The 14,866-nt window shown below is 61.9% G+C and carries 11 protein-coding genes; 1 reads left to right on the top strand and 10 read right to left on the bottom strand.

The features are described 5' to 3' along the window. Window positions 1-34: 34 nt before the first annotated feature. From ACSMEV_RS04650 to ACSMEV_RS04640, 3 genes are read right to left on the bottom strand one after another with little or no spacing between them, the layout of a single operon-like run. Window positions 35-3,085, bottom strand: coding sequence for an efflux RND transporter permease subunit (locus tag ACSMEV_RS04650; protein WP_459207445.1), 3,051 nt, complete (start codon window positions 3,083-3,085; stop codon window positions 35-37). Then, the gene (locus ACSMEV_RS04645; protein WP_459207444.1) at window positions 3,082-4,149 is read right to left on the bottom strand and encodes an efflux RND transporter periplasmic adaptor subunit; all 1,068 of its coding nucleotides are present in this window, start codon (window positions 4,147-4,149) and stop codon (window positions 3,082-3,084) included. The genes ACSMEV_RS04650 and ACSMEV_RS04645 overlap by 4 nt, the downstream gene beginning before the upstream one ends. Beyond that, window positions 4,146-5,234: an efflux RND transporter periplasmic adaptor subunit gene (locus ACSMEV_RS04640; protein WP_459207443.1), complete on the bottom strand. Its 1,089-nt coding sequence runs from the start codon at window positions 5,232-5,234 to the stop codon at window positions 4,146-4,148. The genes ACSMEV_RS04645 and ACSMEV_RS04640 overlap by 4 nt, the downstream gene beginning before the upstream one ends. A gap of 263 nt (window positions 5,235-5,497) precedes the next feature. Here ACSMEV_RS04640 and ACSMEV_RS04635 point away from each other — a divergent pair, with 263 nt between their 5' ends. After that, the gene (locus ACSMEV_RS04635) at window positions 5,498-6,436 is read left to right on the top strand and encodes an RHS repeat-associated core domain-containing protein (protein WP_459207442.1); all 939 of its coding nucleotides are present in this window, start codon (window positions 5,498-5,500) and stop codon (window positions 6,434-6,436) included. Between the two features lie 409 nt (window positions 6,437-6,845). On the opposite strand, the gene ACSMEV_RS04630 is transcribed toward ACSMEV_RS04635, so the two are convergent. The 7 genes from ACSMEV_RS04630 to ACSMEV_RS04600 all read right to left on the bottom strand — a co-directional run bounded on the left by ACSMEV_RS04630 (window position 6,846) and on the right by ACSMEV_RS04600 (window position 14,835). After that, window positions 6,846-7,631, bottom strand: coding sequence for an RHS repeat-associated core domain-containing protein (locus ACSMEV_RS04630; protein WP_459207441.1), 786 nt, complete (start codon window positions 7,629-7,631; stop codon window positions 6,846-6,848). A gap of 250 nt (window positions 7,632-7,881) precedes the next feature. Continuing rightward, entirely contained in the window at window positions 7,882-8,745 is an 864-nt protein-coding gene (locus ACSMEV_RS04625; RefSeq protein ID WP_459207440.1) for an ABC transporter permease subunit, read from the bottom strand. Next, window positions 8,742-9,623, bottom strand: coding sequence for an ABC transporter permease subunit (locus tag ACSMEV_RS04620; RefSeq protein WP_296269185.1), 882 nt, complete (start codon window positions 9,621-9,623; stop codon window positions 8,742-8,744). The genes ACSMEV_RS04625 and ACSMEV_RS04620 overlap by 4 nt, the downstream gene beginning before the upstream one ends. A 35-nt stretch (window positions 9,624-9,658) precedes the next feature. After that, window positions 9,659-10,801, bottom strand: a complete 1,143-nt coding sequence (potA, locus tag ACSMEV_RS04615; RefSeq protein ID WP_459207439.1) for a polyamine ABC transporter ATP-binding protein — start codon at window positions 10,799-10,801, stop codon at window positions 9,659-9,661. Between the two features lie 58 nt (window positions 10,802-10,859). Continuing rightward, window positions 10,860-11,954 carry a polyamine ABC transporter substrate-binding protein gene (locus tag ACSMEV_RS04610; RefSeq protein WP_459207438.1) on the bottom strand — a complete coding sequence of 365 codons (1,095 nt, stop codon included), beginning with the start codon at window positions 11,952-11,954 and terminating at the stop codon, window positions 10,860-10,862. 160 nt (window positions 11,955-12,114) lie between these two features. Beyond that, the gene (locus tag ACSMEV_RS04605) at window positions 12,115-13,212 is read right to left on the bottom strand and encodes a polyamine ABC transporter substrate-binding protein (RefSeq protein ID WP_459207437.1); all 1,098 of its coding nucleotides are present in this window, start codon (window positions 13,210-13,212) and stop codon (window positions 12,115-12,117) included. 261 nt (window positions 13,213-13,473) lie between these two features. Further along, window positions 13,474-14,835 (bottom strand): aspartate aminotransferase family protein, encoded by a 1,362-nt coding sequence (locus tag ACSMEV_RS04600; RefSeq protein ID WP_459207436.1) that lies wholly within the window; start codon window positions 14,833-14,835, stop codon window positions 13,474-13,476. Window positions 14,836-14,866: the final 31 nt, after the last annotated feature.

The following is a 14,866-nucleotide window of genomic DNA, read 5'->3' as shown; positions in this document are numbered from 1 at the left end:
GGCAGCACCGAACCCGTGCCGCCGTCCTCGAACATCACGCCTTCTGCGGCTCCCGAATCTTGTACCAAGCCACATACAACGCCGGCAGGAACAGCAACGTCAGCAGCGTGGCGCTGATGATGCCGCCGATCATGGCGTAGGCCATCGGGCCCCAGAACACTTCGCGGGCGATGGGGATCATGCCCAGGCTGGCCGCAGCGGCAGTGAGCAGGATGGGGCGGCGACGGTGGTTGGTGGCTTCCACCACCGCATCCCACGGCGTGTAGCCTTCGGCCTCGAAGGCATCGATCTGGGTCACCAGAATCACCGAGTTGCGGATGATGATGCCGACCAGCGCCAAAATCCCCAGGATCGCCACGAAGCCCATGGGCGTGCCGGTCGGCACCAACGCCAGCACCACACCGATCAGGCCCAGCGGCGCCACGCTGATCACCAGGAACAGCTTCTGCACGCTGTGCAGCTGGATCATCAGGAAGGTCGCCATCAGGAACAGCATCAGCGGGATCACTTTCGCGATCGGCCCTTGCGCCTTGCCGCTCTCCTCCACCGTGCCACCTACCGCCACTTCGTAGCCGGTGGGCAGCTTGCCGGCGAACTCATCGATCTTCGGTTGCAATTCGGCCACCAGGTCCGTGGGCTGCATGTCGCCGTGCACCGAGGCCTTGAGGGTGATGGTCGGCTTGCGGTCGCGACGCCACACCAGCGGCTGTTCCAGCTCGTAGCGTACGGTGGCGAAGGACAGCAGCGGGATCGAGGTGCCGCTGGGTGTCAGGATCTGCAGGTTCTGCAAGGTGTCGGGCGAGCCGCGTTCGCTGTCTTGCGCGCGGGCCACCACATCGATCAGGTAGATCTCGTCGTTGACCTGGGTCACCGGTGCGCCGCTGACGATGCTGTTCATCACGTTGGCCACGTCTTCGGACGACAGGCCCAATTGCCGCGCCTTGTCCTGGGCGATGTCGATCCGCAGCACTTTGCCCGGCTCGTTCCAGTCGTAGATCATGTCGCCGACGTTGGGGTTGGCGTCGAGCACTGCGGCCAGCTCGATGGCGTGGCGGCGCACCTGGTCGATGTCCTTGCCGCTGACCCGGTACTGGATCGGCCGGCCCACGGGCGGGCCCATCTCCAGCGACTGCACGTTGCTGCCGATGCCGACGAAGTCTTCGCGCAGGCGTTTCTTCAACCGCGCGATGAGCTCGCCGCGCTGCTCAAGGCCCGTGCTGACGATCACCAACTGGGCGTAGAAGGGGTTCTGCAGCTGCTGGTCGAGGGGCAGATAGAAACGGATTGCACCCTGGCCGATGTAGGTGCTCCAGTGGTCGATGTCCTTGTCGTCCTTGAGCGTGGCCTCCAGGCGGTCGACGGTGCGGCGGGTTTCCTCGATCGAGGCGTTCTGCGGCAGGTTGAGGTCGACGAGGATTTCCGGCCGGTCCGAAGACGGGAAGAACTGGTTCTGCACGAAGCGCATGCCCAGCACTGCCAATGCGAACAGCACGATGGTGAGGATGATCGTCAGCCAGCGATGGCGCATGCACCACAGCAGGCCATGCTCGAAACCACGAGCGATGCGCCCCGGTTTGTTCTCGTGCTGCTTGCCCTTGGCATCGCTGAGGATGTGCACACCCAGCACCGGGGAGAAGAACACCGCCACCACCCACGACACCAGCAAAGCCACGGCGATCACCGCGAACAGGGTGAAGGTGTACTCACCGGCGGAACTGGCGTTGAGGCCGATGGGCACGAAGCCGGCCACGGTGACCAGGGTGCCGGTCAGCATGGGGAAGGCCGTGGACTTGTAGGCGAAGGTGGCGGCGTCTTTCTTGCTGTCACCGGCCTCCAGCCGGGTGACCATCACTTCCACGGTGATCATGGCGTCGTCCACCAGCAGGCCCAGGGCGATGATCAGCGCGCCCAGGGAAATCCGCTGCATGGTGATGCCGCTGTATTCCATGAACACGAACACCATCGCCAGCACCAGCGGAATCGACAGCGCCACCACCAGGCCCGCACGCACGCCGAGGCTGACGAAGCTCACCACCAGCACGATGATCACCGCCTCGAACAGCGCACTGGTGAAGCCGCCGACGGCCTTCTTCACCACCTCGGCCTGTTCGGAGACGCTGTGTACGCCGACACCGACCGGCAGCTCGCCGGTGACTTCGTCCATCTTCAGCTTGAGCTGCTCGCCGAAGGTCTGCACGTTGCCGCCCTTCTGCATGCCGATGGCAAGGCCGATGGCGGGCTGGCCGTTGTAGCGGAACATGGGTGCGGGCGGATCGACGTAGCCGCGTTCGATGGTGGCGATGTCGGCCAGGCGGAAGAAGCGGTCGTTGATGCGCAGGTTGACGTTCTGCAGGTCTTTTTCCGAAGCGAACTGGCCGGTGGTACGCACTGAAATGCGCTCGGGTCCGGCCTCGATCACCCCGGCCGGGGTCACCTTGTTCTGCGCTTGCAGGGCTTGCATGACCTGGCGCTGGTCGATGCCCAAGGCCGCCAGTTTGCGCACCGAGAAGTTCAGGTAGAGCACCTCGTCCTGGGTGCCGACCACCTCGACCTTGCCGATGTTCTCCACCTCGCGCACTTCGGCGCGCACCTGCTCGACGTAGTCGCGCAGTTGACGCATGGTCAGGCCGTCGGCGGTGAACGCGTAGATCGAGCCGTACACGTCGCCGAACTCGTCGTTGAACGAGGGGCCCTGGATGCCTTGGGGGAACTGGCCGCGGATGTCCTGGACCTTCTTGCGCACCTGGTACCAGATCTGCGGAATGTCGCCGGCTTTGGTGGTGTCGCGCAGGAACACCATGATGGTCGACTCGCCGGGGCGGGTGTAGCTCTTGACGTAGTCGAGCGAGTCGAGCTCTTCGAGCTTCTTCTCGATGCGGTCGGTGACCTGGTACAGGGTTTCGTCCTGGGTCGCGCCGGGCCAGCGGGTCTGGATGACCATGGTCTTGATGGTGAACGACGGGTCTTCTTCGCGGCCAAGGTTGAAATAGGAGAACACGCCCATCAACAGGCCGACGAACATCAGGTACCAGACGAACGACTGATGGCGCAGCGCCCAATCGGAGAGGTTGAAGCCGCCTTTCATCGTGTTTCCTCGTCGAACGTGACCTTCTGGCCTGGCTGGAGACTGTTGACGCCGGCGATCACCACCCGCTCGCCGGGCTTGACCCCAGCGCCTAGCACCGCCGACTTCTCGCCGCGCTCGAGCACGGTCACATCACGCAAGTTGACTATTTTTTGTTCGGTATCGACCACCCACACCTGAGCTTTGCCGTCGCGTTCGAGCAGCGCGGTCAGCGGCAGCTCGCTGCGGGCGCTGATCGCCGAGGTCAGGCTGACGCTCACCGAAGTACCGAGGTTGAAGCCTGACGGCGTGGAGGTGAGGCTCAGGCGTGCGCGGCGCGTGCGTGTGGTGGCGTCGGCCTGGGGTTCGAGTTCGCGCAGGCTGGCAGTGGTGTTGAGCGCCGGGTTGAGTTGCGAGGCCACGGTGAGGGTCATGGCAGGCGTCAAGCGTTCGGCCAGGGCGATGGGCAGGTCGATGACCGCCTCTTTCACGTCGGGGCGTGCCAGCGTCACCACTTCCTGGCCGACGCTTACCGTTTGCCCGGCTTCGACGTGCCAGGCGGTGACCACTGCGGCGTGGTCGGCCTTCAACGTGCCGTAGGCCAGCTGGTCGCGGGCCTGGCTGACCGAGGCGCGGGCCTGGGCCATGGAAGCGTTGGCGGTTTTCAAGTCGGTCTGGGCGATGTCCAGCTGGGCCTGAGCGCCGACGCCGCGGTCGTACAGCTGCTGCTGGCGGCCGGCATTGGCCTGGGCATTGATCTGCTGCGCCTGCACCCGCGCCAGGTCGCCTTCAGCGGCGCGCAGTTGGTTCTGCTGGTCGGTGGGGTCGAGGGTGGCCAGGGTCTCGCCGGCCTTCACCGAGGCGCCGACATCGACCCAGCGACGGGCGATACGGCCCGATACGCGAAAGCCCAGGGTGCTTTCGTAGCGCGCCTGGATGGTGCCGGCAAAACGCCCGAGCTGCGCCTGGGACTGCTCCTCGACCACGGTGGAGAGCACCGGGCGCACGGGCTCGGGCTTTTCTTCGTCCTTGCCGCAACCGGCCAGCAGGCATACGCCCGCCAACATGCATAGCAACCGTTTCATGGCAACGCCCCTCCGTCTTTGGCCGCGACCTGTTCGACCTGCATGCCGGGGTGCAACAGTTGCGCACCGTTGATGACCACGGTTTCGCCACCCTTGATGCCGGCGCTGACGATCACCTTGCCGGTCAGATAACGGGCGATGCGCACCGGGCGCAGTTCGACCTTGTCGCCCTCGCCGACGATCCACACCGCCGGCTCGCGCAAGGTCTTGCTCAGCGCCGACCATGGCAGCTCGATGCTCGACTGGCCCTGGCCGCTGGCGTTGGTGGTCACCGGCGCGCCGAGCGGCATGGCGGCGGGCACGTCGTGCAGCGCCACCTTGACCTGTACCGTGCCACTCTGCGCCGACACCGTCGGGGTGACTTCGCGCACGGCGCCCTGGGCCTGCACGCTGGGGTTTTCCAGCAGTTGCACGGTCAAGTTCGCGTTGCTGGCCGGGGTCATCAACAGCGACTCGTAGACATTGAACACCGCATCGCGGTCGCCGTCGGCGGCCAAGCGGAACATCGGTTGCGTGGCCTGCACCACCTGGCCGACTTCGGCCTGGCGCTGAGTGATCACGCCATCGGCCGCCGACACCAGAGCGGTGTAGCTCAGTTGCTCGTTGGCGTTGGCCAACTGCGCCTGGGCGGCCTTGAGGCCGCTCTGGTTGCCGCGCACGGCCGCCTGCGCGGCATCGTATTCGCTGCGGCTGGTATAGCCCTTGGGCAGCAGCTTTTCCTGGCGCACGAAGGCCGCCGAGCTTTGCGCGACTCGTGCCTGGGCGGCGAAGACCTCGGCCTTGGCCGACTCGACGTTGTTCTTCAGGTCTTTGGGGTCGAGCCGTGCCAGCACTTGACCGGCCTTGACGTGGTCGCCCACATCGACGCTGCGCGACACGATCTTGCCGCCTACGCGGAACGACAGGTCGGTCTGCACCCGTGCCTGCACGTCGCCCGTCAGCACCACCGAGGCCGCAAAATTCTGCGGCTCGACGCGCATGACGCCCACCCTGGGCAACTGCGGAGTTTCGGGTTCCCGTTCACAGCCGGACAGCGTGAACGCCAGCCCGAGGCACACGACCAGCAACGGACGCATCACCGCCATGCTCGCTCCTTGTTTGCGCGCAAAAGATTCGTGGCATGCGACTGCCACACCGGTTCAAGGTTCGATAAACATGGCCGCGCTGCCCCTGGGGCCAACCCGCCAGAATATTCGACACAGGCAGCGAATCTATCGAGTACCCATCACTTTTGCCAGTTGTGGTCGGTTCAGGATCGGTCACACACTAGATTGGACTGAAACGTGTCGAGGATTGTGATCCTCAAGCGGTTCCCTCCAACAGATCCCGACCCTCATGAAGCATCTCGGTGACCTTCGTACGGACCCGTCGCTTTTACCAACACGATCATCTGATCACCGAGCTCGATGGGCAGACGGCACGCTCCGTTTTTCGCCACAAGCATGGCCTATTGGCGCAAGGCACCTTTGCCGATCTGCATTCATCTACCCTCATGGCGGTAAGCGATACCGATTCGGTCATGGCTGAATACAATCAAGACGGCGTAGGTCAACGCACCTACGACCCCTATGGCCTGTACCCGGTCGCTCAGGACACGTCGCAGGCGCCTTTGGCATTCAACGGCCAACGGCTGGATTTGATTGCCGAAGGCTATTTGCTGGGCAACGGTTATCGCCTGTTCAGCCCTGCGCTGAGGCGATTCTGCAGCCCGGACAGCTTGAGCCCGTTCGGACGAGGCGGTTTGAACAATTATGTTTATTGTGCGGGTGACCCGCTGAATAGAACCGATCCGTCTGGACACTTTCTCCTACCGAGACGGCAGCTTAAAATTGCCTCAGCGGCGATGATGGGCGTGGGGTTTTTAACACTTTTTGGAGCGACGGTTGCTTATTCGTCGGACTCGAAAAGTGCAGCAAAAATTTTACTCGGCGTAGGTCTCGGATTGATGGGTGTGGGGGGATTGATTCATCCTAAGGCTTTAGGTCGCTATCTTACAGGGTCACGCATACCTGAACCCCCAGTCAGAAATAGGTTATTGAGCCTTATACAAGATGCTCAAACAGCCGCTGGTCATTCGTCACAACCTGCTCAAGTAGCACGGTTCGACTCGTTACCCGACTACGAAACAGCTATTGCACCGCCCTCATACCTTGCGGCGAAGGCTCTTAAAGAACTCCATAACAGTCGGTCGCACAACGTTGCCGACTTTGGAAGCGCTTATGAATTACAGGTTTTTGGCACCAGCGTTCAAGCAAGCAGCTCAGATGTAAGGCGCGGAAGCTTTTAATAAGGTGAGGCCAGACGAGTTCATACGCTCGCTTTTCTTGAGCCGGTTCGATCAGGGGCTGAATCTTTCAAACTCTTTGAATAATCAGCTAAACGCTCGGATCACTGCATACTCCGTAGCACCCTATGAGTGCGTGCGTTCTCTTGATTCAGGCCGAACACAGGCTAAGCATTCAAAGCAGTGTGCGTCACAGAATCCCACGGCACGTTGGCGATCGACTCGAAACCGCGTTCACAGGTTTCGAGCCAAACTTGTTCGAAGCGTATTCAGCCGGCCGCACCAGGGCGCGCCGCCGGTTACAGGGAATTGCCCGCCGCCCGCTCACTCGTGTTGCATGGTCGTACGCCGTCGCGATACGGTCTGGCAGCCCGCGCGGCCCGAGTTGTTTCATGCCAAGAATGCCAGACTGTTACCGCCCCGATCTGATCTGGGCCAATTGACGTCCTATCGTGTTGGCTATTCGCTCAATTCCTCTGTTGGGCATGTTAGGGAACGCCTTACGTAGCGACTCATATGGATTTCCCCCACTAAGTTTTTCCTCGATAACGATGAAGCGCGCGAGTCGGCTTTTATTAACACCTAAGTAGCTAAAGGTCCTTGTACTCACTTTATTGAAATCATGCAAAACCTCGGCTTCGGACGCTGTAATCGTCGCCTGCCCACGCGTATTTTTTCGCGGGTCTATACTGTCCTCTCGTAGACCTGTGTTCTCACGGTAGCGTGCTGTTGGGTCGGCAGGGTTGATTTTCGTATCACGTCCTCGAGGCCTTGCAGGATCAAGATGCGGCGTCGGTTGTTCATTTATGGCGGGCAGTCGATCTTGCTGAATCGTCGGTGGCTGCACATTATCGCCAGGCCTTCCCAGCGATGGTTCGACCTTTTTGGCTTTAGGTACGTGGGCAATTCTGTATCGCGCTCGCCCACTCGAGTCGGAAAAACTTATCGGATCTCCCGAGCAGTACGCGTACGCGTTCACGCCGCCCGATTCGAAGGGGCTGTAAGCGTCCGAGGAAAAAAAACGCATCAACGTCGGGCTGTAGGCTCGAAAACCGTTGCCCAAAAGGTAGACGCGATCCAACCCATATTCGCCCGCATAACGAAGGGCACTCTTACGCTCGGCGATAACTGCATACCCATGAACCGTATAGCTTGTAAGCTTCCCAGCCCCCGCTTTATCGTTTTCCCCAGTGCTCATTACAGTCCCATCCTGAGTCATTTTTCCAACGCCATCACAGACGGCTTATTCAACGGGGAGCTTGAGCTGAAAACAAGTCAATGCAAACTGGCAAAAATGCCAGTAACACTTCGGGGGGAATCTCGACGCGCATGAAAAACAGACATTGAAATGCTGCCCAGGGGGAAGATGTCTGATAACAGCATCGAACCCCTCGCAGGCCTGCCCGCGAAGGGTTCCGAGCACGACGATACAGCTACCGCTTCAGTCTCTAGGCCTTTGCCTGTCCGGCATTTGCCATAGCGCCTTCCTCGATCGCCAACTGCACCGCCTTGCGCCGCCGCTCTTCGGCCTGGCGGCTGAAGTACCAGACCAGGAAGGTCACCAGCGACACCGACAGCAGAATCAAACTCGCCACCGCGTTGATCTCCGGCTTCACGCCCAGGCGCACGGCCGAGAACACTTCCATCGGCAAGGTCGTCGAACCCGGTCCGGAAACGAAGCTCGCCAGCACCAGGTCGTCCAGCGACAGCGCGAACGACATCATGCCGCCCGCCGCCAGCGACGGCGCGATCATCGGGATGGTGATCAGCAGGAACACCTTCCACGGCCGCGCGCCCAGGTCCATCGCCGCTTCCTCGATGGACAGGTCCAGCTCGCGCAGGCGTGCCGACACCACCACGGCCACATAGGCCGCGCAGAACGTGGTATGGGCGATCCAGATGGTGACGATGCCGCGCTCCTGCGGCCAGCCGATCATCTGCGCCATGGCCACGAACAGCAGCAACAGCGACAGGCCGGTGATCACCTCGGGCATCACCAATGGCGCGGTGACCAGGCCGCCGAACAGCGTGCGGCCCTTGAAGCGCGTGATGCGCGTGAGCACGAAGGCCGCCAGCGTGCCCAGGGCCACCGCCGCCACGGCGGTGTACAGGGCGATCTCCAGCGAGCGCATCACCGAACCCATCAGCTGGGTGTTGTCGAGCAGGCCCACGTACCACTTCACCGACCAGCCGCCCCACACTGTCACCAGCTTGGAGGCGTTGAACGAATAAATCACCAGGATGACCATCGGCAGGTAGATGAACACCAGGCCCAGTACCAGCATCAGCTTCGAGAAACCGAAACGTTTCATGCCCTGCCCTCCAGCTCTTTGGCCTGACTACGGTTGAACAGCAAGATGGGCACGATCAGGATCGCCAGCATCACCACCGCCAGGGCGGACGCTACCGGCCAGTCGCGGTTGTTGAAGAACTCCTGCCACAGCACCTTGCCGATCATCAGGGTCTCTGGGCCGCCGAGCAGTTCGGGAATGACGAACTCGCCCACCACCGGAATGAACACCAGCATGCAGCCGGCGACGATGCCGTTCTTCGACAGCGGCACGGTGATCTTCCAGAAGCTGTTGAAGGTGCTCGAACCCAGGTCGGACGCAGCCTCCAGCAGGCTCTGGTCGTGTTTGACCAGGTTGGCGTACAGCGGCAGGATCATGAACGGCAGGTAGGAGTAGACCACGCCGATGTACACCGCGAGGTTGGTGTTGAGGATCTGCAACGGCTGGTCGATCAGCCCCAGCCACATCAGGAAGCTGTTGAGCAGCCCGTTGTTGCTGAGAATGCCCATCCAGGCGTAGACGCGGATGAGGATGGCCGTCCAGGTCGGCATCATGATCAGCAGCAGCAGGACCGTCTGGATATCCTTGCGCGCATTGGCGATCGCATAGGCCATCGGATAGCCGATCAACAGGCACAGCAACGTGCTGATGAAGGCCACCTTGAGCGAGCCGAGGTAGGCCGCCAGGTACAGTTCGTCCTCGCCGAGCAGGCCGTAGTTGGCCAGGTTCAGCACGATCTGGATCTTGTCTTCGACGAAGGTGTAGATCTCGGTATAAGGCGGAATGGCGACGTCGGCTTCGGCGAAACTGATCTTCAGCACGATGAAGAACGGCAGCATGAAGAACAGGAACAGCCATAGGAACGGCGCGCCGATGACCAGATGCCGGCCCTCCGGCACCAGGCGTTTGAAGGCTCGCTTGAGCTTGCGGATTTTCATGAGCGCAGTACCACGCCGCTGTCGTCTTCCCACCACACGTACACTTCGTCGTCCCAGGTCGGCCGCGCGCCCTGGCGCTCGGCGTTGGCCACGAACGACTGTACGACCTTGCCGCTAGGCAGCTTGACGTAGAACACCGAGTGCCCGCCCAGGTAGGCGATGTCGTGGACCTTGCCGCGCGACCAGTTGTGCTCGAAGGTGGGCTGGGTGGTGGTGATCAGTAGCTTCTCAGGGCGCAGGGCGTAGGTGATGTGCTTGTCTTCCACCGAGGTGCTGACGCCGTGGCCGACGTAGATCGAACGCTCCAGCTCCGGCGAAGCGATCAGCGCATGGCCCTCGGCATCGTCGATCACCTCACCGTCGAACAGGTTGACGTTACCGATGAACTCGCATACCAGACGACTGGTGGGCGTCTCGTAGATGTCCACCGGCGAGCCGATCTGCGCGATCCAGCCCAGGTGCATGATGGCGATGCGCTGGGCCATGGTCATGGCTTCTTCCTGGTCGTGGGTGACCATGACGCAGGTCACACCAACGCGCTCGATGATCTCCACCAGTTCCAGTTGCATCTGCGAGCGCAGCTTCTTGTCCAGCGCGCCCATCGGCTCGTCGAGCAGCAGCAGCTTGGGACGCTTGGCCAGCGAACGGGCCAGGGCCACCCGCTGGCGCTGGCCGCCGGACAGCTGGTGCGGTTTGCGCTTGGCGTACTGGGTCATGTGCACCAGCTTGAGCATCTCGGCCACGCGGGCGTCGATCTCGGCCTTGGGCATCTTGTCCTGTTGCAGACCGAAGGCGATGTTCTGCGCCACGCTCATGTGCGGGAACAGCGCGTAGGACTGGAACATCATGTTGATCGGCCGCTCGTAGGGCGGCATGTCGGTAATGTCCACGCCATCGAGGAAGATCCGCCCTTCGGTGGGGCGTTCGAAGCCGGCGAGCATGCGCAGCAGGGTCGACTTGCCGGACCCGGAGCCGCCCAGCAGAGCGAAGATCTCGCCCTTGCGGATTTCCAGGGACACATCGTCCACAGCGACCGTCTCGTCGAATTTTTTCGTTACCCGGTCGATCTTGACCAGCACCTGCTTGGGCTGCTGGGCGCCTTCGAGGGCTTTCTTGTGGGCGCCGGAGGCGAGTGGCATGGATGAAAACTCCCAACAGGATGTGACGGCCCGCCGCTTCGAGGGCGGGCCCGGAGGATTACTTGCCCGACTTGACCTTGGTCCAGCTACGGGTCATCAGGCGTTGCACCTTGGGGGGCAACTCGGCGTTGACGAACATCTTGTCCAGCACATCCTGCGCCGGGTATACGGCAGGGTCGGTGGCCACCGCCTGATCCATCAGGGCCTTGGCCTTGAGATTGGGGTTGGCGTAGCCGACGTAGTCGCTCACCTGCGCGATCACTTCGGGTTCGAGCAGGTAATTGATCAGGGCATGGGCTTGCTCGGTATTGGGCGCGTCCTTGGGAATCGCCAGCACGTCGAACCACAGGTTGCCGCCTTCCTTGGGAATGGCGTAGGCCAGGTGTACGCCCTTCTTGGCTTCTTCGGCTCGGGATTTGGCCTGGAACACGTCGCCGGAGAAACCGGCGGCTATGCAGATGTCACCGTTGGCCAGGTCCGTGATGTATTTCGAGGAGTGGAAATAGGTCACGTACGGGCGCACGGCCAGCAGTTTCTTTTCGGCGGCCTGATAGTCCTTGGCCTTGCTGCTGTTGGGGTCCAGGCCCATGTAGTTGAGCACGGCAGGCAGCATCTCGTCGGCCGAGTCGAGGAAGGCGACCCCGCACTGCGAGAGCTTCTTCATGTTTTCCGGCTCGAACAGCATGGCCCAGGAGTCGATCTTGTCGACGCCCAGCACGGCCTTGACCTTGTCGACGTTGTAGCCGATGCCGTTGGTGCCCCACAGGTAAGGCACGGCGTATTGATTGCCAGGGTCGTTCTTCTCCAGACGCTTCATCAGCGACGGGTCGAGGTTGGCATAGTTGGGCAGCAGGTTGCGGTCGAGCTTCTGGAACGCACCCGCCTTGATCTGCTTGCCGAGGAAATGGTTGGACGGCACCACCACGTCATAGCCGGTACGACCGGCCAGCAGTTTGCCTTCCAGGGTTTCGTTGGAGTCGAACACGTCCTGCACCGGTTTGATGCCGGTGGCCTTCTCGAAATCGGCCAACGTGGTCGGCCCGATGTAGTCGGACCAGTTGTACAGATGAACCGTGTCCGCCGCTTGGACGCTGCAAGCCAGCGTCAGCCCCGCGCCGGCCATCAAGGCCTTGCGCAACATGGAAATAGACAAGTGGGTGGTCCTCGCAAAGTGTGCCTGGGGTCACGGCGAACGCATCCGCGCAGGCTAAACCGGCGCGCAACTTACCTGTGTAGGCTGGCTGCCGCAATGTTCATGTGCCTTGCTCACCGCCCGGGCCGGAAAGTCCCGGCCCAGAGGGTGCCCAACAGGGCTACTTGCCCGATTTGATCTTGGTCCAGCTGCGGGTCATCAGGCGCAGGGTCGGTTGATCCTGGTCGCTGATCGCATAAAGGTGCTTTTTCACGTCAGCCGACGGGTAGATGCTCGCGTCGCTGGTGATGTCCTTGTCCACCAACGGGGTCGCGGCCTTGTTGCCGTTCGGGAAACGCACGGCGTTGGTGATTTCGGCCATGATTTCCGGCTGCATCAGGAAGTCCATGAACTTGTAGGCGGCCTCGACGTTTTCGGCATCCTTGGGGATGGCGACCATGTCGTAGAAGGTGCCGGCGCCTTCCTTGGGAATGCTGTAGGCCAGCTTGACCTTGTCACCCGCTTCGTGAGCGCGGGTCTTGGCCTGCTCCAGGTCGCCCGAGTAGCCGACCGCCACGCACAGGTTGCCGTTGGCCAGGTCCGAGATGTACTTGGAGGAGTGGAAGTAGGCCACCGACGGGCGAATGCTCAGGAACAGGTCTTCGGCCGCTTTGAGGTCGGCCTTGTCCTTGCTGTCGGTCGGCCTGCCCAGGTAATGCAGCGCGGCCGGGATCATCTCGGTCGGCGCATCGAGGAAGCTCACGCCGCAGCTCTTGAGCTTGGCGATGTTCTCGGGCTTGAACACCACGTCCCACGAATCGATCTTGTCCACGCCCAGCGCGGCCTTGACCTTCTCCGGGTTGTAGCCGATGCCGATCGAACCCCACATGTAGGGGAAGGCGTGCTGGTTGCCTTTGTCGCTGGCGTCGCCCACGGCCTTGAGCAGGTCCTCATCGAGGTTCTTCCAGTTCGGCAGCTTGGACTTGTCCAGCTCCTGATAGACGCCGGCCTTGATCTGCTTGGCCAGGAAGTTGTTCGACGGCACCACGATGTCGTAGCCCGACTTGCCCGCCAGCAGCTTGGCTTCGAGGGTCTCGTTGCTGTCGAACACGTCGTACACGACCTTGATGCCGCTCTGCTTCTCGAACTTGGCCACGGTGTCGGGGGCGATGTAGTCGGACCAGTTGTAGACGTGCAGCACCTTGTCGTCCGCCATGGCAGCGGTGGCCACGGCGCCCATCAGGGAAGCGGCCAGCAGCGTCTTGCCCATTTTCTTCATGTGTAGTGCTCCAGATTTTTTGTCGTGTTCAGTGGTTCAACAGCCCTACGTCACCAGGTGTTGCCCGAAAAGACGCCGAGCGAGGGTCGGAGTGGCTCGAAGGCAAGCGCTTTGCTGCGTTTGGCTTCGTATTTACCGACCTTCATTCGGCGCTTTTCTTACAGACATAGTCTGGCAAGTTAACCCGCGCCGTTTCAACCAAGACGGGCAATCCAAGCGGTTAGTGCCATTTCGCTGAGTGCTGCCTGAAAAAGCCTGGCTTCAATTGAGCGCTTGCAAGGTCAGGTCCAGGCACTTGCGCGCCTTCTCGATCAGTTCGTCGATTTCGGCATGGCTGATCACCAGCGGCGGCGCGATGATCATGGTGTCGCCCACGGCGCGCATGATCAGCCCGTTGTCGAAACAGAAATTGCGGCAGATCATCCCGGCTTCCTGGCCCTCGTAGCGGCTGCGCGTGGCCTTGTCCTTGACCAGCTCGATGGCACCGAGCAGGCCCAGGCCGCGGACTTCGCCGACCAGGGGGTGGTCCCGCAGTTCACGCAGACGTTTCTGCAAATACGGTGCCGCTTCGCTGCGGGCGTTGTCGATGATCTTCTCGTCACGCAGGATGCGCAGGTTTTCCAGGCCCACGGCGGCGGCCACCGGGTGGCCGGAATAGGTGAAGCCGTGGTTGAAGTCGCCGCCTTCGCTGATCACCTTGGCCACCTCGTCGCGCACGATCACCCCGCCCATGGGGATGTAACCGGAGGTCAGGCCCTTGGCGATGGTCATCAGGTCGGGTTCGAGGCCGTAGTAGTCGGAACCGAACCACTCGCCGGTGCGGCCGAAACCGCAGATCACTTCGTCAGCCACGAACAGAATGTCGTAGCGGGCGAGGATTTCCTTGATCTTCGGCCAGTAGGTGTCGGGCGGGATGATCACCCCGCCGGCCCCTTGGATGGGCTCGGCGATGAAGGCCGCGACGTTGTCTTCGCCCACCTCGAGGATTTTTTGCTCAAGCTGCTCGGCGGCCCAGGTGCCGAAAGCCTCCGGCGTCATGTCGCCGCCTTCGCCGAACCAATACGGCTGCGCGATGTGCACGATGCCGGGAATCGGCAAGCCGCCCTGGGCGTGCATGCCGCTCATGCCGCCCAGACTCGCCCCGGCCACGGTCGAGCCATGGTAGCCGTTGACCCGGCCGATCAGGGTCTGCTTGTGCGGCTTGCCCTTGAGCGCCCAGTAGTGGCGGACCATGCGCAGCACGGTGTCGTTGCCTTCGGAACCGGATCCGGTGAAGAACACATGGCTCATGCCCGCCGGCGCCACCTCGGTGATGGCCTTGGCCAATTCCAGCGCCGGTGGGTGGGCGGTCTGGAAGAACAGGTTGTAGTACGGCAGTTCGCGCATCTGCTTTTCGGCAGCCTGCACCAGCTCTTCGCGGCCGTAACCGACGGCGACGCACCACAGCCCGGCCATGCCGTCGAGGATCTGTTGGCCTTCGCTGTCCCACAAGTGCACGCCCTTGGCCTTGGTGATGATGCGCGGGCCCTTGGCCTTCAGCTGCTTATAGTCGCTGAAGGGCGCAAGGTGGTGCTCGCTGCTCAGGGCTTGCCATTCACGGGTTTGCGGGTTGACGACGCTCATGTGCTTCTCCTTTGGGCCATGGGCCGCCGCA

It is taken from the genome of Pseudomonas sp. MLB6B (genome assembly GCF_054508135.1).
This window is presented reverse-complemented; position numbering and strand designations above follow the sequence as displayed.